A 20,992-nucleotide genomic window follows, 5' to 3' on the forward strand; every position below is an offset into this window, starting at 1 on the left:
GAAGATTGCCACTAGCATGCCGCCGATCACGGGTGCTGGCATGGGCCATGTTCTCGTTCTAAACGCGTCCTACGAGCCCCTCAACATCACCACCTGGCGTCGTGCGGTGGTGATGGTGCTGAAGGGGAAGGCGGAGGGGCTTGAGCATGACCCGGTTCGCAGGATTCGCGAGGACACCCTGCTCCCCACCGTGATCCGCCTGCGTCATTTCGTGCGGGTGCCCTACAAGCCGTTGCCCCTGACCCGCCGCAACCTGTTTCATCGCGATGGTCATCGCTGCCAGTACTGCGGGGCCAGCGCTCAGCAGCTCTCTGTCGACCATGTGGTGCCCCGCAGTCGCGGTGGCCTCGATACCTGGGAAAACGTCACCACAGCATGTCTGCCCTGCAATGTCCGCAAGGGCAACCGCACGCCGCGGGAGGCCGCGATGCCCCTGCTGCGTCCACCTCATCGGCCCCTGGGCAGCTTCAGCTTTGAAGCCAGTCGCCAGATTTCGGCAGGGCAGCATGGCGAGTGGGCCAAATATGTAATTGGGGCTTGAGAGCGCTCAGCTGGCTACCTGTTGGGCCAGCTCCTCGAGCTGGCGGCTCTGATCGGCGGCGATTGAGGCACTGATCAGGTCGTGGAGCTGGCCGTTGAGCACTGGCTCAAGCGCGAAGTTGCGGCCTAGGCGGTGGTCGGTGGTGCGGTTGTCTTTGAAGTTGTAGGTGCGGATTTTCTCGCTGCGGTCGCCGCTGCCTACCTGGGCCAGCCTGGTGGAGCGCTCCTGGGCGTTGGCTTCTGCCAGCTGGCGCTCATAGAGCTTTGCCCGCAGGATTTCCATGGCGCGCTCGCGGTTCTGCAGCTGGGAGCGCTGCTGGGTGCAGAACACCCGAATGCCGGTGGGCTTGTGCAACAGGTCTACGGCCGTTTCAACTTTGTTGACGTTTTGGCCGCCGGCGCCACCGGAGCGGGCGGTACTGATTTCGATGTCGCCGGGTTCGATCTGAACCTCCACGGGATCGGCCTCCGGCATCACGGCGACCGTGGCGGTTGAGGTGTGCACCCGGCCCTGGGACTCGGTGGCCGGCACCCGTTGCACCCGATGCACGCCGGCCTCAAACTTCAGTTGGCTGAAAACCCCATCCCCCTTGATGGCGAGGATCAGTTCTTTGTAGCCCCCGAGCTCGGCTTCGGAGGCGCTCACCGGTTCCACCCTCCAGCCCACCCCTTGGGCGTAGCGCTCATACATGCGGGCTAGATCGCCGGCCCAGATCGCCGCTTCATCGCCACCGGCACCGGCGCGGATCTCCAACATCACGCTGCGCTCATCGCGGGGGTCTCGGGGCAGCAGGGCAACCGTGAGCTTGTCGAGCAGGCTGGCCGTGGCTTCCGCCAGGGTTGCCAGCTCCTCGGTGACCAGTTCCTCCATGGCGAGGTCGCCCCGATGTTCCTTCAGCAGGGCGCGAGCTTCTCGTTCTTCCTGCTGCAGTTTCTGCAGGCTCAGGTGGTCCTGCACCAAGGGCTCAAGGCGAGCCCTCTCGCGGGCGATGGCCTGCATCTGGCTGGGATTAGCCGCCACGGCTGGATCGGCCAGCTGGCGTTCCAGGGTCTCGAAGGTGCGGCGGGCCGTCTCCAGACGCTCATGCAGCAGGGAAGGATCCATCAGCGAGATAGGAGGAGCCCGCATGGGCACCAGACAACACAAAGCCGGGTGCCCGTAAGCACCCGGCTGGGGGGTTCAATCAGGCCTGCAGAGATCAGGCTTCGGCCACAGCGGGGGCCTCGGTCTCAACTTCGGTTGCAGCTTCGGCCGAGGCCTCAACTTGGGGCTCCTGCTTGGCAGCGGCGTTGGAGAGAGAATCTGCTCCACCCATGCCGTACTTGCGCATGAAGCGGTCTACACGGCCCTCGGTGTCGAGGATCTTTTGGGTGCCTGTATAGAAGGGGTGGTTTCCACTCCACACATCGACGTGGAGTTCGGGGGAGGTGGAACCGGTGGTCATAACCACCTCTCCGTTGCAAATCACCTTGGCATCGGGATACCAGGTTGGATGAATTTCGGCCTTGGGCATGACGGGGAAGGGGCTGATGGCGGAGGGAAGAAATCAGCGCTTGGAGAACTGAGGCGCCTTACGAGCTTTCTTCAGGCCGTACTTGCGACGTTCCTTTGCGCGGGGGTCGCGGCTGAGGTGACCTTCTGTTTTAAGGGGTTTGCGGTTGTCCGGGGACAATTCACACAGGGCACGAGCTGCACCCTGCTTGATGGCGTCGGCTTGGCCGGTAAGCCCACCACCACGCACATTCACCAGCAGGTCATAGTCAGTTGCAAGCCCGAGAGTCTGCAGTGGAGCTTTGACCGCTGCGAGATAAACGGGGTTGTAGTTGAGGTAGTTGTCGCCAGGGCGACCGTTGATGGTTACTGTGCCGTTCCCGGGAACCACACGCACTCGGGCGACTGCCGTCTTACGACGACCCGTACCCCAATAGACGACTTTGTTAGTGCTCATTGGGCGGCAGTGGCGGGATCGAGGGCTAGGGCTTGGGGTTGTTGGGCAGCGTGGGGATGCTCAGTACCCTTGTAAACCTTCAGCTTGCGGAACAGCTGACGACCCAGGGCGTTGTGGGGAAGCATGCCTTTGATGGCTTTCTCCACGATCCGCTCAGGGATCCGGGCTTGGAGGTGGGCGAAGGTTTCGGTCTTCATGCCACCGGGCCGGCCGGAGTGGCGGCGGTAGATCTTCTGGGTCGACTTGTTACCGCTCACCTTCACCTTGTCGGCGTTGATGACGATGACAAAGTCGCCGGTGTCGAGGTGGGGTGTGTAGCAGGGCTTGTTCTTGCCACGCAGCACTTGGGCCACTTCGCTCGCCAGGCGACCGAGGGTCTGATTCTCTGCGTCCACCAGATACCACTGGCGGTCGAGGGAATCAATGGAGGGCAGGGGGGTCTTGTTCATTTCGCCTGATCAGGCACCGGCAGGCCGGAAGTGGGGCAGGACAGCTGGTCGTTGGAAACCCAACGCCCGGGTTCAGTGACCTTACCGCCTGGCCGGCGCGCCCCCAGGAGGTAGCTGCGCTGAACTGACGAAAGGCTGGGCTGAACCAGGCTGGAGATCCGGAGAATCGGAAATCTCGAGCTGATACCGCGGTTGGCAATCATACCAGGCGGCTCGTGGGAATACTGGTTTGGGGTAGCCCACCCGCAGCAGGCAGAGACCCTGCGGTGGTGCTGCCTCTTTCACTTCCACGCGTTGGCACTCGCGCCAGCGGCGCTCGAAGTCGGCGCCGCTGAGCCGCCCCTCGCCAACCGCCACGAGCTGGCTCAGCACCAGACGCACCATGCCGTACAGAAAACCGCTGGCTTGCAACTCGACGCTGATCAGGTCACCCTGGCGCTCCAAACGCACCTCCTGAAGGGTGGTTCGGCCGTGGGCTCGGCGGCTGCCGGCTCGTTGAAAGGCAGAAAAGTCGTGTTCGCCCAGCATGGCCTCCAGGACCTGGCCCATGGCTTGTTCATCCAACCGGCGCTGATAGCGGTGCCAGCTCCAGGGGGCTAGGAACAGGTTGGGGGTGCGGGCGTTGTAGATCGTGTACCGGTACCTCCGGTAGCTAGCGCTGAAGCGGGCGTGCCAGCTGGGGTCAACCTCTACAGCCGCCAGGATGCGGATCGTGGCCGGTAGCCGACCATTGAGGGCCTTGGCCCAGCGCTCTGGCGGAATTGGCCCAGCAGCTTCGAAGTGTGCCACCTGGGCGGCAGCATGCACGCCCGTATCGGTGCGGCCAGCAGCCATGGTGCGATTGGGCCCCTGGGGGTCAAGCCCAGCTATCGCTTGCTCCAGGGTCTGCTGCACGCTGTGGGCATTGCGTTGCCGCTGCCAGCCGCAGTACGCGGAGCCGTCGTATTGCAGGCAAAGAGCGATGCGGCGCAGGGCGGGGGCGGGAGTCAGCACGGGCACCATGCAGCCATTAAAAAACCGCGGTGGGCTAACCACACCGCGGCAGTTTGGAATCTCGCCAGACGGGGAGCGATTTAGACCAGTTCGATGATGGCCATCTCGGCGTTATCGCCGCGGCGGGGAACGGTGCGGATGATGCGGGTATAGCCACCTTGGCGCTCGCCATAGCGGTCTTGTGCTTTGTCAAACAGGGCATGAACCAACTGCTTGTCATAGATGTAACCGATGGCACGGCGACGGGCAGACAGGCTTCCGTCCTTGGCCAGGCTGATCATGCGCTCAGCTTCATCGCGCAACGCCTTGGCACGGGCTTTGGTCGTGGTAACCCGACCTTCGCGGATCAGCTGGGTGGTGAGACCCCGCAGCATGGCTTTGCGTTGGTCGGCGGGGCGTCCCAGCATGGGGACTCGGCACTGGTGTCTCATAGGGCTGACTCAGGAGAGAAGGCTGTCGGTAAAGGGGCCGCCGATCAGGCGCTAGTGCGGCTCTGGGGCAGGGTGATGCCGATGCGCTCCAGCGCTTCGATCACCTCGTCGGCTGATTTGGAGCCGAAGTTTTTGATCTCCAGCAGATCTTCGTAGCTGAAGCCCATCAGGTCGGACACGGAGTTGACCTGGGCGCGCTTCAGGCAGTTGTAGGCCCGCACGGAGAGGTTGAGCTCTTCGAGAGGAATTTGGGCCTCGGCGGAGGGCTCGGGCTCAAGGCCGGGCTCTTCAACTATGGTCAAGCTGGCCAGGGGCTGGAACAGACCGATCAGCTGGTTGGCTGATTGGGCCATGGCGTCGTCTGGTGTGACGCTGCCATTGGTTTCGATCTCCAGGCGCAGTCTTTCGCGAGCGGATCCACCCTCACCAACGGCGGTTTCATCCACCGTGTAGTTCACCCGGCGCACGGGCTTGAACACAGCATCGATCTGAAGCAGGTCGATGGCGCTGGTGTCTTCGCTGTGGCGATTGACGGGCCGATAGCCAACACCACGCTCAACATGTACCTCCATTTCGAGGCTGTGGCCTTCAGCCACGGTGGCGATCAGGCGATCTGAATCGATTACCTGAACCTGGGAGGAGAACTGCAGATCCGCGGCGGTAACCGTCGCGGGGCCATTCACCACTAGGCGTCCGATCTCCAGCTCCCGGTTGCGGCTGCTAACGGAGATCTGCTTGCAGTTGAGCAGAATGTCGAGAACGTCTTCACGAACCCCGGGCACGGTGGCGTACTCGTGGTTGACTCCGGAAATGCGCACCGCGGTGATGGCACTGCCTTCGAGGCTGCCGATCAGGACGCGTCGCAGGGCATTGCCAAGCGTGGTGGCCTGGCCGCGATCGAGCGGGCCGATCAGGAAGGTGCCGGTCTGGGATCGGTCTTCCGCGACCTGGTGCTCAATGCGATCGATTTGGTAGTGCAACACGGTCTGAAGGGTCGAAAGGTTGGAGAAAGCCCAGGGGGGCAGGAACGAAACGACGACTCAGACGCGACGGCGCTTGGAGCGACGGCAACCGTTGTGGGGAAGGGGAGTCACGTCGCGGATCAGGGTGATTTCAAGGCCGGCAACCTGCAGGGCTCGGATTGCGGTTTCGCGGCCTGAACCAGGACCCCTTACAAGGACTTCGATCTGGCGCATGCCCTGCTCGAGGGCGCGGCGTGCTGCTGCTTCAGCTGCGGTTTGGGCGGCAAAGGGTGTGCCTTTGCGGGCTCCTTTGAAGCCGCTGGCACCAGCGGAACTCCAGGAGATCACTTCTCCTGCGGTGTCAGTGATCGACACGATCGTGTTGTTGAAGGTGCTCTGAATGTGGGCAACGCCGTTGGGGACGTTGCGCTTCGTTTTCTTGGCGCCGGATTTTTTGGCTGGCTTTGCCATGGCGGAAAGGCCTGCTGGTGCAGGAGGTGATCAGGGGAACGTCGGTAGGCACCCTGGTGACGCCGGTCGCTTACGCAGTTGGCGGCAGGGTGGGAGCAGATGAAGGAAGGGGAAGCCTTACTTCTTCTTGCCGGCCACGGTTTTGCGAGCACCACGACGGGTGCGCGCATTGGTGCGTGTGCGCTGGCCACGCACGGGCAGACCCATGCGATGGCGGCGACCGCGCACGCAGCCGATGTCTTGGAGGCGCTTGAGGGCCATGCCCTCTTGACGGCGCAGGTCGCCTTCGAGGGTGAAGGTTTCTGCAGCACCGCGCAACTTCTGTACGTCGGCGTCGCTGAGGTCTTTTACCCGGATGTCAGGGCTGACACCGGATTTGGCCAGAATCTTCTGGGCACGGGTAAGACCGATGCCATACACGTAGGTGAGGGCAATCTCGACGCGCTTTTCGCGTGGGATATCAACGCCGGCAATCCGAGCCACGTAGTAATTCGATGAGGGGGCAAGGGGCTCCGCCTGAGCGGAGCGGGGAAATGATGCACAGCTGGCCCCCAAAGGGGCGCTGGCTAGGGCTGGTCAGCCTTGGCGCTGCTTGTGCTTGGGATTGGTGCAGATCACCATCACCCGACCGTGGCGACGAATCACCCGGCATTTGTCGCACATTCTCTTGACCGAGGCACGAACCTTCATGGGAGTTGTGCTCTCCTAATTTGCAAACCGACAACCTACCACACTGGTCAACACCCTTCAGTGACTTAGCCGAGCAGGGCGGCGATCCGTTCGGCGATCGCATCGACGCTGCCATTGGCCTCAATGGCCTGCAGCAAGCCAAGCTGCTGATAGTGGTCAATAAGGGGTGCGGTCTGTTCCCGGTAGACCTCCAGCCGGTGGCGAATCACGCTTTCGTTGTCGTCAGAGCGCCCCCGGCTCAGGAGCCTTTGGATCAAGACGGCGTCGTCGAGCTCCATCAGCACCACCAGCTCGATCGGTTGTTGCAGCTCATCGAGCAACAGCCCCAGAGCCTCGGCTTGGGCAAGGTTGCGGGGGAAGCCATCCAGTAACCAGCCGCCGCCGCCGCTGGCGGCCAGTGCTTCCAGCCGGCCACGCACAATCGCCAGCACCAGCGCATCGCTCACCAGCTCACCACGGGCCATTACGGCCTCGGCTTCCTTGCCCAGATCGCTGCCAGCAGCTACCTCCGCCCTCAGCAGGTCCCCCGTAGAGAGATGCAGCAGCTGGCGATCGGCGGCCAGTTGCTGGGCTTGGGTGCCCTTGCCAGCGCCGGGGGGGCCAAGGAAGAGGAGACGTTGCTTCATCGCTGAACTTGCGAGTTGGAGGAAAGGGTTGCTGCGAGGCCCGCAGGCAAGGGGCTGGTGCTCACTCGCGCACCATGCCCTCGTAGCGCTGGGAGATCACATAGGTCTGCACTTGTTTGGCTGTGTCGATCGCAACGCCCACAAGAATCAGCAGGGAGGTGGCCCCCAGCCCCTGGAAGGTGCGCACCTGGGTTGCCCCTTCCACCGCTGAGGGAATGATCGCAACGGCGCCAAGGAACAAGCCGCCGAGCAGGGTGAGTCGGTTTTGCACGCCGCTCAGATAGCTTGCAGTGGCTGAGCCGGGCCGCACGCCAGGGATCGCCACCCCACTGCGTTTGAGGTTGGTGGCGATGTCCACCGGGTTTACGGTGAGTGAGGCGTAGAAGAAGCCGAAGCCGCAGATCAGGCCGAAGAACACCAAGGCGTACAGCCAAGGAGTGCTGCTGTTGGGGTTGAGATATCCCGCCAACTTGATCAGCCAAGGGTTGCGGGTGAGGTTGGCAATGGTGAGCGGCAGGAAAACCACGGCCGAGGCAAAAATGATCGGCATCACCCCGCCGGCGTTGAGCTTGAGCGGCAGATAGCTCTGGCGCGCCGCAAGCACCCCTGCCCCGCCCACTTGGCGCTTGGCGCTCACAATTGGGATGCGGCGGTTGCCTTCCTGCACAAAGATGATCCCCACGATCGTCAACAGGAAAACCAGCACCAGCACGACAATGCCGCCAACTGTGCTGCGGTCACCGCTCTGGGCCAGCTCGATCGTTGATCCCAGGGCCTTGGGCAGGGTGGCCACGATGTTGACGAAGATCACCAGCGAGGCGCCTTGACCGATGCCTCGCTCGGTGATCACCTCGCTGATCCACATCACCACCATCGAGCCGGTCACCAGGGCGAGGGCCGTTTGGATTACAAACACCGGCTCCGAAAGCCCCTCTGTGGCGTATTGCCGCAGGATCAGGGCAAAGACCAGGCTCTGCAGGATGCCCCAGCCCAGAGCTACGTAGCGGGTGATCTGGGCGATCTTGCGCCGGCCGGCCTCGCCCTCATTCTTCTGGAGGTCCTCCAGTTGGGGCAGGGCCGCGGTAAGCAGCTGGATGATGATCGAGGCGTTGATGAACGGCAGGATGCCCAGAGCGAAAACGCCGAGGGTGGACAGGCCGCCCCCGGTGAAGATGTCAAGGAACCCGATCAGCTGACCGCCCTGGGAGAGGAACTGCTGAAAGGCCACCCGGTCGATGCCTGGCATCGGGATGTAGATGCCCAGCCGGACCAGCAGCAGCAGGCCGAGGGTGGTTAGCACCCGGTCGCGCAGTCCCTTCGACTGGATCAGTTGGCTGAGGATTTCCCCGGCGCTTGGGTTGCGACCCCGGCTAACAAGCATGGCGGCGTGTGATGGACATGAAAAAACCGCCCATCAAGACCCTTGGCGTGCCCGGGGCTCGACTGGACGGCTCAGACCTTAGGGCGGAGGCCCGCAAGGCGATCAGATGACTTCGCAGCTGCCACCGGCAGCTTCGATCTTGGTGCGGGCGCTGGCAGTAAATGCGGCGGCCTGCACGGTGAGCTTGACGGAGAGCTCACCGTTGCCAAGCACCTTGAGGGGGTGCTTGGGGCTGGTCACGAGACCATCCTTCACCAGGGAATCGAGGCTGATGGTGCTGCCGGTTTTGCAGTCGGCGAGCTTGGCCACGTTGATGATCGTGAACTCCTTCTGGTTGACCAGCTCAAAGTGCTTGAGCTTGGGGATGCGGCGGTAGAGAGGCATTTGGCCACCCTCGAAGCCAGGACGGGTCGGCCGACCCGAACGGGACTTCTGGCCGCGCATGCCGAAACCGCAGCTGGCTCCCTGGCCTGCAGCAATGCCGCGACCCTTGCGGAGCTTGCGGCGCCGGGCGCCAGGGTTGGATTTGAGAGACTGGAGATTGAACGTCATGACGAGGCCTTAGGAGTAGATCTGCTCTAGGGAGATGCCCCGCTCCTTGGCGGTCTCCTTGTGCGTGCGAAGGCCGGCCAAAGCCTCCATCGCAGCGCGGGCGTTGTTGAGGGGGGTCTTGGATCCGAGGCGCTTGGCCAGCACATTTTTGATGCCGGCCAATTCGAGCACCGTGCGGATCGAGCCGCCCGCAATTACCCCGGTTCCCGGGGCTGCCGGGCGGATCAGCACGCTGGCGGCACCGTCGCGGCCGTTGCTGAGGGTAGGGATGGAGTTGTGACGGGTTAGGGGCACCTTGACCAGGTGCTTCTTGCCATCGGCTACGCCCTTACGGACGGCGCCGATCACGTCGCCGGCCTTGCCGACGCCCACACCTACTTGGCCCTTCTCGTTGCCAACGACAACGATGGCCCGGAAGCTCATCTTCTTGCCGCCTTTAACGGTTTTGGAAACGCGGCGGATTTGCACCACCCGCTCCTGCCATTCGGAGTCGCGCTCCTGGCCGCGACGGTTGTCGCGTCCGCGGCCGCCACCGCGACGGCTATCGCCGCCTCGGCCTTCAGCCCGACCACCGCGGCGATCCTGCTGGCCTTCGGCAGCAGCAGGTACATCCGACGCGGCCGGGATGTCGTTGGACTGAACTTGATCGTTGGTTTCGGTCATGGTGAGAGCAGGGATCAGAACTGAAGGCCCGCTTCCCGGGCGGCGTCAGCCAGGGCCTTGACCCGGCCGTGGTACAGGTTGCCGCCTCGATCGAAGACCACCTGCTGGATGCCCTGGGCGAGCGCCCGTTTGGCTACCAGCTCGCCTACCGCCACGGAGGCATCACAGGTAGAGCTGGCGTCGAGGTTGGTGCGCAGGTCCTTGTCGAGGGTCGAAGCCGCACAGATGGTGTTCTGGGCGTCGTCGTCGATGACCTGGGCGTAGATGTGGTTGTTGGAGCGGAACACGGCCAACCGGGGACGGGAGGACGTGCCAGTGAGCTGACGACGCAGGCGGCGGTGACGCTTCTGGGTCTGCTGTTTGCGGGAGATGGATGACATTGCGATACAGGGTAACGACGCTCAGGCAGACCTCATTTCTTACCGGTCTTACCGGCCTTGCGCAGGATGCGCTCACCCTCGTACTTGATGCCCTTGCCCTTGTAAGGCTCGGGCGGACGAATGGCACGCACCTTGGCAGCTTCGTTGCCCACCAATTCCTTGTTGGCACCGGAGACAAACACGGTGGTGTTTCCCTCTACGGCGAAGGTGACGCCCTCGGGGGGCACCATCTCCACCTGGTGGCTGTAGCCAGCTGAGACCACAAGCTTTGTGCCTTGGACGGCGGCGCGATAGCCAACGCCAATAATTTCCAGCTTGCGGGTGTATCCCTGGCTGACGCCTTCCACCATGTTGGCGACAAGCGTGCGGCAGAGACCGTGGCGCTCGCGGGAGCGACGGGTTTCGCTGCTGGGGCTCACCACCAGGGTGTTGCCGTCCTGGGAGATCTGCACCCCTTCGGGGAGGGTGCGGCTGAGTTCGCCCTTAGGACCCTTCACGGTGACTGCCAAGCCATTGAGGCTGACACTCACCTTGTCGGGGAGGGGAATCGGCGCTTTACCAATACGAGACATGGATCAATCTCCCAGATTCAGTAGACGTAGCAGAGCACTTCGCCACCGACGCCCTGCTTACGGGCATCGCGGTCGCTCATCACCCCTTTCGACGTAGAGATGATGGCAACTCCCAGGCCGCCCAAAACTTTGGGCAACTGGCGATTGTTCTTGTAAATGCGCAGGCCTGGCTTGCTGACTCGCTGGACAGAGCGAATCGTGGGCTGGCGATGCTTGCCGCTGTACTTGAGCTCAAGCACCAAGTGCTTCGTGACGCCCTCACCTTCTTCGGTGATTGCGGCGATGAAGCCTTCCTGCTGCAGCACATTGGCGACGTTACGCACCAGTCGGGATGCAGGAATCTTGGTGGTCTCGTGGCGCTTCTCACTCGCATTGCGAATGCGGGTGAGCATGTCTGAAATTGGGTCGTGATTGGCCATGGTCGGGTCCGAAGAGGGCTCAGTTGCTGCGGAACGGCATTCCCATCTCGCGGAGGAGGGCCCGGCCCTCTTCGTCGTTACGGGCGTTGGTCACAATCGTGACGTCCATCCCCCGGATCGCATCGATTTTGTCGAAGGAGATCTCAGGGAAAATGATTTGTTCGCGGATCCCCAGGGTGTAATTCCCCCGGCCGTCAAAGCTCTTGGGGCTCACACCGCGGAAGTCGCGGATGCGAGGCAGAGCAAGATTGATTAGGCGCTCCAGGAAGGCATACATCCGCTCACCACGCAGGGTGACGGCGACACCGATTGGCATCCCCTGGCGAATTTTGAAGCCGGCGATTGCTTTTTTGGCTCGAGTCACCACCACTTTTTGGCCAGTGATTGTGGCCAGTTCGGTGATTGAGGCCTCGAGGGCTTTGGCATTCTGGGCCGCTTCGCCGAGGCCCCTGTTGATGGTGACTTTCACCACCTTTGGAACTTCGTGAATATTGGAGAGATTCAGGTCCTTTAGGAGTTTGGGCTGAATCGACTCCCGGTAGCGCTTTTTCAGTGACATGACGGGGAGAGGGGGGTGCGCTTCTGGTCTGGGTCAGAAGGCTGACAGGGACTGGAGTTGAAGTTGGCGGGGCCTGTGCGAGTGATCGCGGGGCACGCCTCTGGAGCTCAATCGAGGATTTCTCCTGTCTTCTTGAGGCGACGCTTTTTGGTGCCGTCTTTCTCCACCACGATTTCGACGCGGCTTGCCACCTGTTTTGAGCTGGAGTAGAGCATCACATTCGAGGCATGCACAGAGGCTTCCTCGGTGACGATGCGGCCACTCTCGCCTTCCTGGGTGGGTTTGACGTGGCGGGTACGCAGGTTGATTCCCTGCACTACGACACGATTTTCATAGGGAAGGGTGCGTAGCACCTCTCCGGTTTTGCCCTTGTCCTTGCCGGAGATCAGCTGGACGGTGTCACCCTTTTTGACGCGCATCTTGATGCGCTCAGCGGGTTTTGCCTTCGGAGTTGCGGTCGCCATTTCAGATGACCTCCGGAGCGAGTGAAACGATCTTGGTGAAGTTGCGCTCGCGCAGTTCACGGGCAACCGGGCCGAAGACTCGGGTTCCCTTGGGGTTGTTGTCGTTACCCAAGATCACGGCTGCGTTGTCGTCAAACCGGATTGAATTGCCGGTGTCACGGCGCAGGGTGGCTTTGGTACGCACCACTACGGCTTTGACCACATCCGATTTTTTGACACCCATGTTGGGCATGGCATCCTTGACGGCTGCCACGATCACGTCGCCCACGTGGGCGTAGCGACGGTTGGTGCCGAGCACCCGGATGCATTGGATGCGCTTGGCGCCGCTGTTATCAGCGACGTTTAAATAGGTTTCTTGTTGGATCATTAGGAGTTCTCCTCAACCGGCGGTGCTGTTGGTGAGAACTTCGGCCACTGCCCAGCGCTTGGTGCGACTGAGCGGGCGGGTCTCGGTGATGCGAACCCGGTCACCCACTTTGCAGCTGTTCGCTTCATCGTGGGCTTTGTATCTGGTGGTGCGGCTGACCGTCTTTTGATAGATGGGATGGGGGAAGCGGTTTTCCACCGCCACCACCACCGTTTTGTCCATCTTGTCGCTGACGACGGTGCCGACCCTTTCCTTGAGTGCCATGGGGATCGAGGGGGTATCAGGAGGCTGAAGCAGCCGTGGCGGCGGAGCGTTGCTGCTCCTGCTGCACCGTCATCAGGTGGGCCAGCTTGATGCGAGCCTCCTTGAAGCGGTGAGTAGTTTCCAGCCGGCGGGTGGCTTGCTGGAAGCGCAACTCAAACAGTTCACGCCTGGTGGCGTTGACCTGTTCGTTGATCTGGTCACCGGTGAGCTTGCGCACATCGGCAATGTTGGGTTTTGCCATCGGTCAGGCCTCCACTGGGGCTGCGGTTTCCTGATCCGCCAGGCTCAGGAATTTGGTCTTGAGGGGAAGCTTGAACTGCGCCAGGCGCATGGCTTCCTTGGCGATCTCGGGGGTGATTTCAGGACCACCCATTTCAAACAGAATGCGCCCCGGTTTGATTACGGCTACCCAGAATTCCGGGTTGCCCTTACCGGAACCCATACGGGTTTCGGCGGCGCGCATGGTGACTGGTTTGTCAGGGAAGATCCGGATCCAGATCTTGCCGCCGCGTTTGACGTGGCGGGTCATGGCTCGGCGGCTGGCTTCAATCTGGCGGGAGGTGATCCAGCCACATTCCTGGGCCTGCAGTGCAAACTCCCCGAAGGCAATCGTGTTGCCCCGGGTAGCGACACCGCGCATGCGGCCTCGCTGTTGTTTGCGGAATTTGACGCGTCTTGGACTCAGCATGGTTCAGGGCTCCGGATCACTCTTTGTTAGAGCGGTCTTCAAACTGTTGCGGCTGCCGGCTGGTCCGGCGGCGGGGCGCAGCACCCACGGGCAACTGCTCTTTCTGGCCAGGCAGCACCTCGCCTTTGAAAATCCACACCTTGATACCCAGCACTCCGTAGGTCGTGCTGGCCAGCTTGGTTGCGTAGTCGATGTCGGCACGCAGGGTGTGCAGGGGCACGCGACCTTCCCGGGTCCATTCGGTCCGGGCGATCTCGGCGCCGTTGAGTCGGCCAGCCACCATGATTTTCAGGCCGAGCACGCCAGCCCGCTGGGCCCGTTGCACGGCCATGCGGATGACTCGGCGGAAGGCAACGCGCTTCTCCAGTTGCTGGGCGATGTATTCAGCCAGCAAGAACGAGTCGGCATCGACCCGCTCTACCTCCACCACGTTGATGCGCACCTGACGGTTGGCATCACCGAGGGTTTTCTGAATGCCGGTACGTAGCTCCTCGATGCCGCTGCCCTGACGGCCAACAAGCACGCCGGGACGGGCGGTCTTGAGTTCAACTTCTAGTTGATCTGCCTTACGGGCAATCAGCACGTCGCTGATGCCTGCGGCGCCGTACTTCTTATGGACGAACTTGCGAATGCGGTCGTCTTCCTGAAGCAGGATTGGATAGGTCTTACTTGGGGCGTACCAACGCGAGCGGTGATCCTGGGTAATCCCCAGGCGCAGGCCGGTTGGATGGATCTTGTGTCCCATCTTTCGGTGTCCTCGGGGGTTAGGTGGAAGGAGCCACAGCAATGCTGATGTGGCAGGTTTGTTTTTTGATCGCGTAGGCACGACCCTGGGCGCGTGGGCGGAAGCGCTTCAGGCAGGGACCCATGTCGGCGATCGCTGAAGCGATTACCAATGTCGAGGGGTCCAGGCCGAGATTGTTCTCGGCGTTAGCCACAGCCGAGCGCAACACCTTGGTGATTGGGCCGGTTGAGCGGTAAGGCATGAACTCGAGCATGATCAGGGCCTCGCGATAGCTGCGGCCACGGATCTGGTCGAGAACTCGTCGCACCTTGGATACGGAACCGCGGATGAAGCGGCCGTGGGCGAGAGCCTGGTTGGAAGGTGTGTTTGCCATAGCGTCAGCGGCCTCCTTTCTTATCCTTGATGTGGCCCCGGAAGGTGCGGGTGGGGGCAAATTCCCCGAGTTTGTGGCCCACCATCTGTTCCGTCACGTAGACGGGAACATGGGATTTGCCGTTGTGAACGGCAATGGTGTGGCCGATCATCATCGGCAGGATGGTGGAAGCACGTGACCAGGTTTTGATCACGGACTTGTCATCTGCGCCGTTTTGCTTTTCAACCTTGCGAAGCAGGCTGTCGGCAACAAACGGTCCTTTTTTGAGCGAACGTCCCATGGTTGATTAAGCGAACAGCAAAGCGGTGTTGATCATCAGGAATCGCGTCCGCCACGGCTCCGTTTGGAGGTACGGCGACGTTTCCGGAGCACAAACCGATTGCTGGGTTTGTTCCGCTTACGGGTTTTGTAGCCAAGGGCAGGCTTGCCCCAGGGGGTGACCGGACCAGAGCGTCCGATCGGGGCACGGCCCTCACCACCACCGTGAGGGTGGTCGCAGGGGTTCATCACCGATCCACGCACTTCAGGCCGGCGACCAAGCCAGCGCTTGCGACCAGCCTTGCCCAGGCTGGTGTTGCGCACTTCGGAGTTGCCAACTTCACCAAGGGTGGCGTAGCACTCGCGGCGCACAAGGCGCACCTCGGTGGAAGGCAGCTTGAGGGCTACGTAGTCGCCCTCTTTGGCAACCACTTGGGCACTGGCACCAGCCGTGCGGACCATCTGGCCGCCCCGACCGGCATAGAGCTCCACGTTGTGAACGCTGGAGCCGAGGGGGATGGCAGAAAGAGGCAGGGCATTCCCCGTTTCAATCGGCGACTCGGGTCCGGAGATCACCTGCTGTCCGATCTCAATGCCAGCCGGAGCAAGGATGTAGCGCTTCTCGCCATCGGCGTAGAAGAGCAGCGCTAGGCGGGCGTTGCGGTGCGGGTCGTAGTGGATGGCCGCCACTTTGGCGACGACTCCCAGCTTGTCGCGGCGGAAGTCGACGATGCGGTAGAGGCGCTTGTGACCACCGCCGCGGTGGCGGCAGGTGATCACGCCACGGTTGTTGCGGCCTTTGCGGCGGTGTTTGGCGACCACCAAGCCTCGCTCCCGTTCGCGGCCAGTTACTTCGGAGAAGTCGCTGGCGACACGGGTACGGGTGCCGGGGGTGATGGGTCGGTATTTACGGATAGCCATTTCTTTTCAGACCCCTCAGGACTCAGGGAACAGCTGGATGGCATTGCCTTCGGCGAGGCGCACCACTGCTTTCTTCACTTGGGCACGTTTGCCGGCGAAGCGGCCCACCCGCCTGGAGCGGCGAGGGGGATTCATGGTGCTGATGCCGATGACTTTGACGTCGAACAGCTGTTCAACGGCAGCCTTGATGTCGGGTTTTGCAGCCCGATGGTCCACCTCAAAGGTGTACTGGTTCTGCTCGAGGGCCCGGGTGGCCTTCTCGGTGATCAGCGGCCGACGGATCACATCCGCAAGCCGGCTCGAAAAACGTTCAGCCATCGCCGTAGACCTCCTGAATCTTCGCGAGTGCTTCCTCGCTCACCACCAACTTGTTGGCGTGGAGCAAATCAAACACGTTGAGCTGATCCGCAGCGATCAGCTTGACCTTCTCGAGGTTGCGCACCGAGCGGCGCACGGCCTCGGAGGCTCCGTCGAGCACCACCAGCACCTTGGTGCCGGCTTCGATACCAAGCCGGCCGAGGCCGGCGGTGATTTCCTTGGTTTTGGGCGTATCGAGCCCAACGCCAAAGCCCTTGACCACGGTGATGTCGTTGATGCGACTCATCAACGCGGTGCGCAGGGCCAGGCGACGCTCCTTGCGGTTCATCGCCAGGGTGTAGCTGCGGGGCTTGGGACCAAACACCACACCACCGCCGGGGCGGAGGGGGGTTCGAATCGAGCCTTGGCGGGCCCGACCTGTGCCCTTTTGCTTGTAGGGCTTGCGGCCGCCACCGGCTACTTCAGCGCGGGTAAGCGTGCTGGCAGTGCCCTGACGGGCGTTGGCCAGTTGACGCACCACGGCGCGATGCACCAGGTCTGTGGCAGACGATTCCTTAGCGACTTTGAGTTCAAGGGCAGCCTTGCCGGCCTCCTTGCCTTGCCAGTCGCGAATTACACAATTAGCCATTGGTTTTCTCCTCAGTTCCCGGCTTTGGCGCCCACCCGGTTCGCCGGGCGGATGTTGAGCAGGGCGCCAGGCTTGCCGGGCACCGAACCCTTCACTACCAGCAAGTTGCGCTCCACATCCACTTTGAGGATGACGAGGCCGCGGGTGGTGATTTGTTTGCCGCCGTAGCGGCCCGCCATGCGCTTGCCGGGGTAGACGCGGCCCGGCGTGGTGCCGGCGCCGATCGAGCCAGGCTCTCGGTGGTTCTTGGAACCGTGGGTCATGGGGCCCCGGCTGAAGCCGTGGCGCTTTTGGAGGCCGGAAAAGCCACGGCCCATGGTGTCGCCGCTCACATCAACCTTCTGACCAGGCTCAAAGGCCGTCACGGAGATGGAGCCACCCAGCTCAAGGCCATCCACGCTGTCGACCCGATATTCCTTCAGGTGGCGCAGGACCTCATCACCAGATTTGGCTAGGTGCCCCTTGGCTGGCTTGTTCACGAGCTTTTCGCGAATGTCGCCAAAACCAAGCTGAACGGCGTTGTAGCCGTCGGTACTGGTGCTTTTGAGTTGGGTGATGCGGCAAGGACCCGCCTCGATCAAGGTGACCGGGATGGACTTGCCCTCGTCGTTGAAGAACTGGGACATGCCCAATTTCTTCCCAAGAATGCCGATAGACATAGGAGGGGAAACAACGCCAGCTGGACCACCGAGCGCAGTGAGCAAGTAGCTCAAGGACAACGGTGAAACTGAAGCGGTCAGGATGTTGCCTGGCTCGGCCGAGGGGCCGCTCTTCGCCGCGGAAGCATGGGCCTCCATCAACGGATTGCGATTTCCATGGGCTAGCGAGGCTGATCTGATTCGGATCAGCGCGGCTGGGACTTATCGGAACCGGACTGGACTCAACAGGCGTGAGATCAGTGCGTTCTGGCAGTTTCCCGACGGGACCTGCAACCTTTTAAAGCTGCTGGAACCGTGCTGGCCGAGGACGATCACCACCACTGGTGATCGTGTGCCGTGATCTGGAGGCCCGGCTAGCGGTCGGGCACATATCAATGGCACAGTTGATGAACATACCCCACCACCTAACCCTGCTTGGGCTGCCAAAGTGGTGTCTAGCTAGCAATTACCCGTAATGCCCCTGCTGCTCTCCGGTCGCGGTTTCCGCCAGGACCTTGAGCGCGCTGGTGCTCTGGCCTTATTTGCACCCCTTGAGGGTGGCGCAGAGACTCGCTTGATGCGCCGGATGCGGGCTGTTGGTTATCGCGCCCAGCTCACATCGGCGCGGGGCCTTGGTGATCCTGAGGCATTTCTTTTGCAGTTGCACGGTGTGCGTCCGCCCCACCTGGGTCACCAGAGTGTGGGCAGGGGTGCAGCCGTGGGCGAGGTGCAGCGGGTGATGCCCCAATTGGGGGCTTTGCTCGAGGGCATGCAGCCGATCCTGCTGTGGTTGTTGGAGGGTCAGGTTCTGTCTCAGGCTGAATTGGGGTCTCTGATTGCTCTCTGCCAGCGTGAGCCTCGCCTCAAGCTTGTGGTGGAGATGGGCGGTTCCCGTGAACTGCGCTGGCAGCCCCTTGAGCAGCTGCTTGACGCCTGAGGAGGCTCTCGTCTCAGGCCGCTGGGTCAAGTTGATCTGTGGGGCTAGCAACCAGGATCTGGCTGGGATCGAAGACCTCTGTGGCATTTTTTCTCTGGCCGGGGTGCACTGCATAGATGGCGCGGTAGATGCGGCAGTAGTGGCCGCGATCCGCCGCGGGATTGATTGGGCCGAAGCCCGTGGCGCCAGTCGGCCCTGGCTGATGTTGAGCCTCAGCGATGGCGACGATCCCCATTTCCGTAAGGCTTGGTTCGACCCCGCCTGCTGCCCGGCGGCTTGCACCCGCCCCTGTGAGCGGGTTTGTCCTGCCTTGGCCATCGGGCTTGCTGCTACTGGCGCTCCAGGAGTGTTGGCGGAGCGCTGCTACGGCTGTGGCCGCTGCCTGCCTGCTTGCCCCCACGGACTTATTGAGGAGCGGAGTCAGGTGCTGGCAGGGGCGGATGTGCCTCCCATGCTTGCGGAGTTGCGCCCTGATGCGGTGGAACTCCACACCCACCCCGGTCGCGGCGTGGCCTTTGCAGAGCGGGTTAGCCAGCTGCGGGCCAGTGGCGTGCCGCTGCAGCGGCTGGCGGTGAGTGCGGGTCTTGAGGGCACAGCCCAGTCGCCCTCTGCGTTGGTAGCGGAGCTATGGCAGCGCTTCAGCCTGCTGCGCGGCGCCGGCTTTCGTCCCCTCTGGCAGCTCGATGGCCGGCCGATGAGTGGTGATGTGGGGGCGGGTACGGCCCGGGCGGCCGTCAAGTTGGTTGCGGCCGTGCTCCCCCAGGCTCCCCCCGGCCCAGTGCAGCTGGCTGGGGGCACCAACGCTCACACGCTGCCGCAGTTGACGAGCTATCCCTTGCAGCGTCGAATCGCTGGCGTCGCCTTTGGTGGCGTGGCTCGCCGGCTGTTGCAGCCTCTGCTACTAGAGGCCCAGGGGCGGGGACGCTCTTTGCTGGCCGATCCCGAGCTTTTCCCCCTTGCCCTGGGGCTGGCTCGGGAGCTTGTTAATCCCTGGCTAGAACGTACCTAGTGCCTTGCGATTCGGTGTCCAGCCCTGCTTTGATAGCCCCCCAGCGCGTCACCGACGACCTCGATCGCCTGCTGGCCCTGCTGCCTGAGGTGGTGCAGGCGGCCCTGGCGACCGCCGAGTCGCGTGAGCAGTTGCTGGAGGTTGTGCTCGACCTGGGCCGGGTGCCCGAGGCCCGCTACCCGGGCCAGGTAAGCGCCCTGGGCAATAAGCCCCTGGAGCGCGCCGACCTGGCTGCAGTGGTGGAGCGACTCGGCTGCTTCGGCGGCGACAACCGTGCCGGCATTGAGCGCACCCTGCATCGCATCAGTGCGATCCGCAACCGCACCGGCACGATCGTGGGACTCACCTGCCGGGTGGGCAGAGCAGTGTTTGGCACAGTGGCCATGGTGCGCGACCTGCTCGACGCCGGCGAGTCGCTGCTGTTGATGGGGCGCCCTGGTGTGGGCAAGACCACCGCCCTGCGCGAGATCGCCCGGGTGTTGGCCGACGACCTGGGCAAGCGGGTGGTGGTGATTGATACCAGCAATGAAATCGCTGGGGATGGCGACATTCCCCATCCCGCCATCGGCGGCGCCCGGCGCATGCAGGTAGCCCGGCCGGAGCTTCAGCACCAAGTGATGATCGAGGCCGTGGAAAACCACATGCCCGAGGTAATCGTTATTGACGAGATCGGCACCGAGCTGGAAGCCCAGGCGGCGCGCACCATTGCCGAACGTGGCGTGATGCTCGTGGCCACGGCCCATGGCAATGCCATCGAAAACTTGATCAAAAACCCCACCCTCTCCGATTTGGTGGGTGGCATTCAGGCGGTGACGCTCGGCGATGAGGAGGCCCGCCGCCGCCGCACGCAGAAAACCGTGTTGGAGAGGGCTGCCGAGCCCACTTTCGCCATGGCGGTGGAGATGCACAGCCGCCATCGTTGGCATGTGCACAGGGATGTGGCCCGCACGGTGGACATGCTGCTGCGGGGCCAGGTGGGGCGCCCTGAGATCCGGGAACTCGGTGCTGATGGGCAGCTGCAGCGGCAACAGGAGTCGGCGCCTGCCCCAGCTGCCAGGGAGGCAGTGGCGCCGCGGCCCCATGGGCGACCCCGGCTGGCGGCCGCACCCTTGCCCAATTTGGAGGACGCTGACGCGGCGTCAGAGCGACCAGCGGTTGAAGCCGCTGCAGCGATGTTGCGGGTGTACGGAGCGGGCCTCAGCCTGGGGCCGCTGGAGCAGGTGGTGCGGGCCCGTCAGTTGCCCGTGGAGCTTGTGGGCAGTGTCGAGCTGGCTGACGCGGTACTCAGCCTGCGCCAACATCTCGGCCGTGATCCCCATGTGCGCCGTCAGGCTCAGGACCTGGGCCTGCCGATTTTGGTCCTGAAGTCGGCGGCCCCGCCCCAGCTGCAGCGCGCCCTAGAGCGGCTGCTCCAGCGTCATCGTGAGGGCCAGGCGCAAAAGGATCCAGTCGCAGTGGCTGCCTGCAGCGCCCAGGCCGATGACGCACTCGCCGGGCTGGAGGAATGCCGGCTGGCGGTTGAACAGGTGGTGTTGCCCCACGGCCAGCCGGTAGAGCTGCTGCCCCGCAGCGAGAGGGTGCGGCTGATGCAGGCGGAATTAGCTGATCGCTACCGGCTACGCACCGCTGTGTTTGGTCGCGGTGTGGAGCAGCGACTGCGGCTATTTCCTGTCTGAGCTAGGAGCCGGTGGCTGCCGCGGTTGACGAAGGACCGGGCTCTATGGGTAACTATCTGGGTACCGGAA

Annotated in this window: 34 protein-coding genes; 4 read left to right on the top strand and 30 right to left on the bottom strand. The window is 62.7% G+C overall.

Translation table 11 applies throughout. The features are described 5' to 3' along the window. Positions 1 to 40 precede the first annotated feature (40 nt). A complete protein-coding gene (locus KBY99_RS10320; protein ID WP_254941855.1) occupies positions 41 to 541 on the top strand; it encodes an HNH endonuclease in 501 nt (166 codons plus the stop codon). Between the two features lie 6 nt (positions 542 to 547). Here KBY99_RS10320 and prfA read toward each other — a convergent pair whose 3' ends face one another. The 30 genes from prfA to rplC all read right to left on the bottom strand — a co-directional run bounded on the left by prfA (position 548) and on the right by rplC (position 17,322). Beyond that, complete coding sequence (gene prfA, locus KBY99_RS10325; protein WP_254937675.1) at positions 548 to 1,645, bottom strand: peptide chain release factor 1; 1,098 nt, start codon at positions 1,643 to 1,645, stop codon at positions 548 to 550. A 94-nt stretch (positions 1,646 to 1,739) separates the two neighbouring features. Continuing rightward, on the bottom strand, positions 1,740 to 2,054 hold the full coding sequence (rpmE, locus tag KBY99_RS10330; RefSeq protein ID WP_254998951.1) for a 50S ribosomal protein L31: 315 nt from the start codon (positions 2,052 to 2,054) through the stop codon (positions 1,740 to 1,742). 33 nt (positions 2,055 to 2,087) lie between these two features. Then, a complete protein-coding gene (gene rpsI, locus KBY99_RS10335; RefSeq protein WP_106632403.1) occupies positions 2,088 to 2,489 on the bottom strand; it encodes a 30S ribosomal protein S9 in 402 nt (133 codons plus the stop codon). Continuing rightward, on the bottom strand, positions 2,486 to 2,938 hold the full coding sequence (gene rplM, locus KBY99_RS10340; RefSeq protein WP_106632402.1) for a 50S ribosomal protein L13: 453 nt from the start codon (positions 2,936 to 2,938) through the stop codon (positions 2,486 to 2,488). Before rplM ends, rpsI begins: the two co-directional genes overlap by 4 nt. Before the next feature lie 81 nt (positions 2,939 to 3,019). Next, complete coding sequence (truA, locus tag KBY99_RS10345; RefSeq protein WP_254998952.1) at positions 3,020 to 3,940, bottom strand: tRNA pseudouridine(38-40) synthase TruA; 921 nt, start codon at positions 3,938 to 3,940, stop codon at positions 3,020 to 3,022. Positions 3,941 to 4,011: 71 nt separating this feature from the next. Then, complete coding sequence (gene rplQ / locus KBY99_RS10350) at positions 4,012 to 4,362, bottom strand: 50S ribosomal protein L17 (protein WP_106632400.1); 351 nt, start codon at positions 4,360 to 4,362, stop codon at positions 4,012 to 4,014. A 44-nt stretch (positions 4,363 to 4,406) separates the two neighbouring features. After that, positions 4,407 to 5,345: a DNA-directed RNA polymerase subunit alpha gene (locus KBY99_RS10355; protein WP_254998953.1), complete on the bottom strand. Its 939-nt coding sequence runs from the start codon at positions 5,343 to 5,345 to the stop codon at positions 4,407 to 4,409. A 57-nt stretch (positions 5,346 to 5,402) separates the two neighbouring features. Continuing rightward, a complete protein-coding gene (gene rpsK / locus KBY99_RS10360; RefSeq protein ID WP_010311626.1) occupies positions 5,403 to 5,795 on the bottom strand; it encodes a 30S ribosomal protein S11 in 393 nt (130 codons plus the stop codon). Between the two features lie 117 nt (positions 5,796 to 5,912). Continuing rightward, the gene (gene rpsM, locus KBY99_RS10365; protein WP_106632398.1) at positions 5,913 to 6,278 is read right to left on the bottom strand and encodes a 30S ribosomal protein S13; all 366 of its coding nucleotides are present in this window, start codon (positions 6,276 to 6,278) and stop codon (positions 5,913 to 5,915) included. 93 nt (positions 6,279 to 6,371) lie between these two features. Continuing rightward, positions 6,372 to 6,485, bottom strand: coding sequence for a 50S ribosomal protein L36 (gene rpmJ, locus KBY99_RS10370; protein ID WP_048018126.1), 114 nt, complete (start codon positions 6,483 to 6,485; stop codon positions 6,372 to 6,374). Between the two features lie 65 nt (positions 6,486 to 6,550). Beyond that, complete coding sequence (locus KBY99_RS10375; protein ID WP_254998954.1) at positions 6,551 to 7,111, bottom strand: adenylate kinase; 561 nt, start codon at positions 7,109 to 7,111, stop codon at positions 6,551 to 6,553. Positions 7,112 to 7,172: 61 nt separating this feature from the next. Next, positions 7,173 to 8,492: a preprotein translocase subunit SecY gene (gene secY, locus KBY99_RS10380; protein WP_106632396.1), complete on the bottom strand. Its 1,320-nt coding sequence runs from the start codon at positions 8,490 to 8,492 to the stop codon at positions 7,173 to 7,175. Between the two features lie 102 nt (positions 8,493 to 8,594). Then, positions 8,595 to 9,044: a 50S ribosomal protein L15 gene (rplO, locus tag KBY99_RS10385; RefSeq protein ID WP_106632395.1), complete on the bottom strand. Its 450-nt coding sequence runs from the start codon at positions 9,042 to 9,044 to the stop codon at positions 8,595 to 8,597. Positions 9,045 to 9,053: 9 nt separating this feature from the next. Then, positions 9,054 to 9,707: a 30S ribosomal protein S5 gene (gene rpsE, locus KBY99_RS10390; RefSeq protein ID WP_106632394.1), complete on the bottom strand. Its 654-nt coding sequence runs from the start codon at positions 9,705 to 9,707 to the stop codon at positions 9,054 to 9,056. A gap of 14 nt (positions 9,708 to 9,721) precedes the next feature. Beyond that, on the bottom strand, positions 9,722 to 10,087 hold the full coding sequence (gene rplR / locus KBY99_RS10395; protein ID WP_106632393.1) for a 50S ribosomal protein L18: 366 nt from the start codon (positions 10,085 to 10,087) through the stop codon (positions 9,722 to 9,724). Between the two features lie 32 nt (positions 10,088 to 10,119). Continuing rightward, positions 10,120 to 10,659, bottom strand: coding sequence for a 50S ribosomal protein L6 (gene rplF / locus KBY99_RS10400; RefSeq protein WP_254937630.1), 540 nt, complete (start codon positions 10,657 to 10,659; stop codon positions 10,120 to 10,122). Positions 10,660 to 10,676: 17 nt separating this feature from the next. Beyond that, a complete protein-coding gene (gene rpsH / locus KBY99_RS10405; protein ID WP_254998955.1) occupies positions 10,677 to 11,078 on the bottom strand; it encodes a 30S ribosomal protein S8 in 402 nt (133 codons plus the stop codon). 19 nt (positions 11,079 to 11,097) lie between these two features. Next, positions 11,098 to 11,637 carry a 50S ribosomal protein L5 gene (gene rplE / locus KBY99_RS10410; protein ID WP_254941848.1) on the bottom strand — a complete coding sequence of 180 codons (540 nt, stop codon included), beginning with the start codon at positions 11,635 to 11,637 and terminating at the stop codon, positions 11,098 to 11,100. Positions 11,638 to 11,744: 107 nt separating this feature from the next. After that, entirely contained in the window at positions 11,745 to 12,101 is a 357-nt protein-coding gene (gene rplX, locus KBY99_RS10415) for a 50S ribosomal protein L24 (protein WP_106632389.1), read from the bottom strand. Position 12,102: 1 nt separating this feature from the next. After that, entirely contained in the window at positions 12,103 to 12,468 is a 366-nt protein-coding gene (gene rplN, locus KBY99_RS10420; protein WP_106632388.1) for a 50S ribosomal protein L14, read from the bottom strand. Positions 12,469 to 12,480: 12 nt separating this feature from the next. Beyond that, the gene (rpsQ, locus tag KBY99_RS10425) at positions 12,481 to 12,732 is read right to left on the bottom strand and encodes a 30S ribosomal protein S17 (protein WP_254998956.1); all 252 of its coding nucleotides are present in this window, start codon (positions 12,730 to 12,732) and stop codon (positions 12,481 to 12,483) included. A gap of 16 nt (positions 12,733 to 12,748) precedes the next feature. Next, positions 12,749 to 12,973: a 50S ribosomal protein L29 gene (gene rpmC / locus KBY99_RS10430; RefSeq protein WP_106632387.1), complete on the bottom strand. Its 225-nt coding sequence runs from the start codon at positions 12,971 to 12,973 to the stop codon at positions 12,749 to 12,751. A 3-nt stretch (positions 12,974 to 12,976) separates the two neighbouring features. Next, a complete protein-coding gene (gene rplP, locus KBY99_RS10435) occupies positions 12,977 to 13,420 on the bottom strand; it encodes a 50S ribosomal protein L16 (RefSeq protein WP_254941846.1) in 444 nt (147 codons plus the stop codon). Positions 13,421 to 13,436: 16 nt separating this feature from the next. After that, the gene (gene rpsC, locus KBY99_RS10440) at positions 13,437 to 14,165 is read right to left on the bottom strand and encodes a 30S ribosomal protein S3 (RefSeq protein ID WP_106632385.1); all 729 of its coding nucleotides are present in this window, start codon (positions 14,163 to 14,165) and stop codon (positions 13,437 to 13,439) included. Positions 14,166 to 14,184: 19 nt separating this feature from the next. Further along, positions 14,185 to 14,538: a 50S ribosomal protein L22 gene (gene rplV / locus KBY99_RS10445; protein ID WP_106632384.1), complete on the bottom strand. Its 354-nt coding sequence runs from the start codon at positions 14,536 to 14,538 to the stop codon at positions 14,185 to 14,187. 4 nt (positions 14,539 to 14,542) lie between these two features. Continuing rightward, on the bottom strand, positions 14,543 to 14,818 hold the full coding sequence (gene rpsS / locus KBY99_RS10450) for a 30S ribosomal protein S19 (RefSeq protein WP_106632383.1): 276 nt from the start codon (positions 14,816 to 14,818) through the stop codon (positions 14,543 to 14,545). Between the two features lie 35 nt (positions 14,819 to 14,853). Then, entirely contained in the window at positions 14,854 to 15,717 is an 864-nt protein-coding gene (rplB, locus tag KBY99_RS10455) for a 50S ribosomal protein L2 (protein WP_254937624.1), read from the bottom strand. A gap of 15 nt (positions 15,718 to 15,732) precedes the next feature. Then, the gene (locus KBY99_RS10460) at positions 15,733 to 16,035 is read right to left on the bottom strand and encodes a 50S ribosomal protein L23 (RefSeq protein WP_094560045.1); all 303 of its coding nucleotides are present in this window, start codon (positions 16,033 to 16,035) and stop codon (positions 15,733 to 15,735) included. Continuing rightward, the gene (gene rplD / locus KBY99_RS10465; RefSeq protein WP_106632381.1) at positions 16,028 to 16,663 is read right to left on the bottom strand and encodes a 50S ribosomal protein L4; all 636 of its coding nucleotides are present in this window, start codon (positions 16,661 to 16,663) and stop codon (positions 16,028 to 16,030) included. The genes KBY99_RS10460 and rplD overlap by 8 nt, the downstream gene beginning before the upstream one ends. 11 nt (positions 16,664 to 16,674) lie before the next feature. After that, positions 16,675 to 17,322: a 50S ribosomal protein L3 gene (rplC, locus tag KBY99_RS10470; protein WP_106632380.1), complete on the bottom strand. Its 648-nt coding sequence runs from the start codon at positions 17,320 to 17,322 to the stop codon at positions 16,675 to 16,677. Between the two features lie 454 nt (positions 17,323 to 17,776). Between rplC and KBY99_RS10475 the strand changes: the two genes are divergently transcribed. From KBY99_RS10475 to KBY99_RS10485, 3 genes are read left to right on the top strand one after another with little or no spacing between them, the layout of a single operon-like run. Further along, complete coding sequence (locus KBY99_RS10475) at positions 17,777 to 18,238, top strand: NAD(P)H-quinone oxidoreductase subunit N (RefSeq protein ID WP_254998957.1); 462 nt, start codon at positions 17,777 to 17,779, stop codon at positions 18,236 to 18,238. After that, positions 18,228 to 19,247: an LdpA C-terminal domain-containing domain gene (locus tag KBY99_RS10480; RefSeq protein ID WP_254998959.1), complete on the top strand. Its 1,020-nt coding sequence runs from the start codon at positions 18,228 to 18,230 to the stop codon at positions 19,245 to 19,247. The genes KBY99_RS10475 and KBY99_RS10480 overlap by 11 nt, the downstream gene beginning before the upstream one ends. A 32-nt stretch (positions 19,248 to 19,279) precedes the next feature. Then, positions 19,280 to 20,923, top strand: coding sequence for an AAA family ATPase (locus KBY99_RS10485; RefSeq protein WP_254998994.1), 1,644 nt, complete (start codon positions 19,280 to 19,282; stop codon positions 20,921 to 20,923). Positions 20,924 to 20,992 lie beyond the last annotated feature (69 nt).

The organism is Cyanobium sp. Maggiore-St4-Cus, from assembly GCF_024345615.1.
Lineage (GTDB): Bacteria > Cyanobacteriota > Cyanobacteriia > PCC-6307 > Cyanobiaceae > Cyanobium_A > Cyanobium_A usitatum.

Excerpts from the sequence above, each read along its gene's own strand:
- rplB (WP_254937624.1), bottom strand. The coding sequence starts at position 15,717 with ATGGCTATCCGTAAATACCGACCCATCACCCCCGGCACCCGTACCCGT.
- rpmC (WP_106632387.1), bottom strand. The coding sequence starts at position 12,973 with ATGGCAAAACCCAACATTGCCGATGTGCGCAAGCTCACCGGTGACCAG.
- rplX (WP_106632389.1), bottom strand. The coding sequence starts at position 12,101 with ATGGCGACCGCAACTCCGAAGGCAAAACCCGCTGAGCGCATCAAGATG.
- rplR (WP_106632393.1), bottom strand. The coding sequence starts at position 10,087 with ATGTCATCCATCTCCCGCAAACAGCAGACCCAGAAGCGTCACCGCCGC.
- rplC (WP_106632380.1), bottom strand. The coding sequence starts at position 17,322 with ATGTCTATCGGCATTCTTGGGAAGAAATTGGGCATGTCCCAGTTCTTC.
- rpsK (WP_010311626.1), bottom strand. The coding sequence starts at position 5,795 with ATGGCAAAGCCAGCCAAAAAATCCGGCGCCAAGAAAACGAAGCGCAAC.
- rpsI (WP_106632403.1), bottom strand. The coding sequence starts at position 2,489 with ATGAGCACTAACAAAGTCGTCTATTGGGGTACGGGTCGTCGTAAGACG.
- rplF (WP_254937630.1), bottom strand. The coding sequence starts at position 10,659 with ATGTCTCGTATTGGTAAAGCGCCGATTCCCCTCCCCGACAAGGTGAGT.
- rpmJ (WP_048018126.1), bottom strand. The coding sequence starts at position 6,485 with ATGAAGGTTCGTGCCTCGGTCAAGAGAATGTGCGACAAATGCCGGGTG.
- rplM (WP_106632402.1), bottom strand. The coding sequence starts at position 2,938 with ATGAACAAGACCCCCCTGCCCTCCATTGATTCCCTCGACCGCCAGTGG.
- KBY99_RS10460 (WP_094560045.1), bottom strand. The coding sequence starts at position 16,035 with ATGGCTGAACGTTTTTCGAGCCGGCTTGCGGATGTGATCCGTCGGCCG.
- secY (WP_106632396.1), bottom strand. The coding sequence starts at position 8,492 with ATGCTTGTTAGCCGGGGTCGCAACCCAAGCGCCGGGGAAATCCTCAGC.
- rpmE (WP_254998951.1), bottom strand. The coding sequence starts at position 2,054 with ATGCCCAAGGCCGAAATTCATCCAACCTGGTATCCCGATGCCAAGGTG.
- rpsH (WP_254998955.1), bottom strand. The coding sequence starts at position 11,078 with ATGGCCAATCACGACCCAATTTCAGACATGCTCACCCGCATTCGCAAT.
- rplQ (WP_106632400.1), bottom strand. The coding sequence starts at position 4,362 with ATGAGACACCAGTGCCGAGTCCCCATGCTGGGACGCCCCGCCGACCAA.
- truA (WP_254998952.1), bottom strand. The coding sequence starts at position 3,940 with ATGGTGCCCGTGCTGACTCCCGCCCCCGCCCTGCGCCGCATCGCTCTT.
- rpsC (WP_106632385.1), bottom strand. The coding sequence starts at position 14,165 with ATGGGACACAAGATCCATCCAACCGGCCTGCGCCTGGGGATTACCCAG.
- KBY99_RS10475 (WP_254998957.1), top strand. The coding sequence starts at position 17,777 with ATGCCCCTGCTGCTCTCCGGTCGCGGTTTCCGCCAGGACCTTGAGCGC.
- prfA (WP_254937675.1), bottom strand. The coding sequence starts at position 1,645 with ATGGATCCTTCCCTGCTGCATGAGCGTCTGGAGACGGCCCGCCGCACC.
- rplO (WP_106632395.1), bottom strand. The coding sequence starts at position 9,044 with ATGACGTTCAATCTCCAGTCTCTCAAATCCAACCCTGGCGCCCGGCGC.
- rplD (WP_106632381.1), bottom strand. The coding sequence starts at position 16,663 with ATGGCTAATTGTGTAATTCGCGACTGGCAAGGCAAGGAGGCCGGCAAG.
- KBY99_RS10375 (WP_254998954.1), bottom strand. The coding sequence starts at position 7,111 with ATGAAGCAACGTCTCCTCTTCCTTGGCCCCCCCGGCGCTGGCAAGGGC.
- rplP (WP_254941846.1), bottom strand. The coding sequence starts at position 13,420 with ATGCTGAGTCCAAGACGCGTCAAATTCCGCAAACAACAGCGAGGCCGC.
- rpsE (WP_106632394.1), bottom strand. The coding sequence starts at position 9,707 with ATGACCGAAACCAACGATCAAGTTCAGTCCAACGACATCCCGGCCGCG.
- rplE (WP_254941848.1), bottom strand. The coding sequence starts at position 11,637 with ATGTCACTGAAAAAGCGCTACCGGGAGTCGATTCAGCCCAAACTCCTA.
- rplV (WP_106632384.1), bottom strand. The coding sequence starts at position 14,538 with ATGGCAAACACACCTTCCAACCAGGCTCTCGCCCACGGCCGCTTCATC.
- rplN (WP_106632388.1), bottom strand. The coding sequence starts at position 12,468 with ATGATCCAACAAGAAACCTATTTAAACGTCGCTGATAACAGCGGCGCC.
- KBY99_RS10320 (WP_254941855.1), top strand. The coding sequence starts at position 41 with ATGGGCCATGTTCTCGTTCTAAACGCGTCCTACGAGCCCCTCAACATC.
- rpsS (WP_106632383.1), bottom strand. The coding sequence starts at position 14,818 with ATGGGACGTTCGCTCAAAAAAGGACCGTTTGTTGCCGACAGCCTGCTT.
- rpsQ (WP_254998956.1), bottom strand. The coding sequence starts at position 12,732 with ATGGCACTCAAGGAAAGGGTCGGCACCGTCGTCAGCGACAAGATGGAC.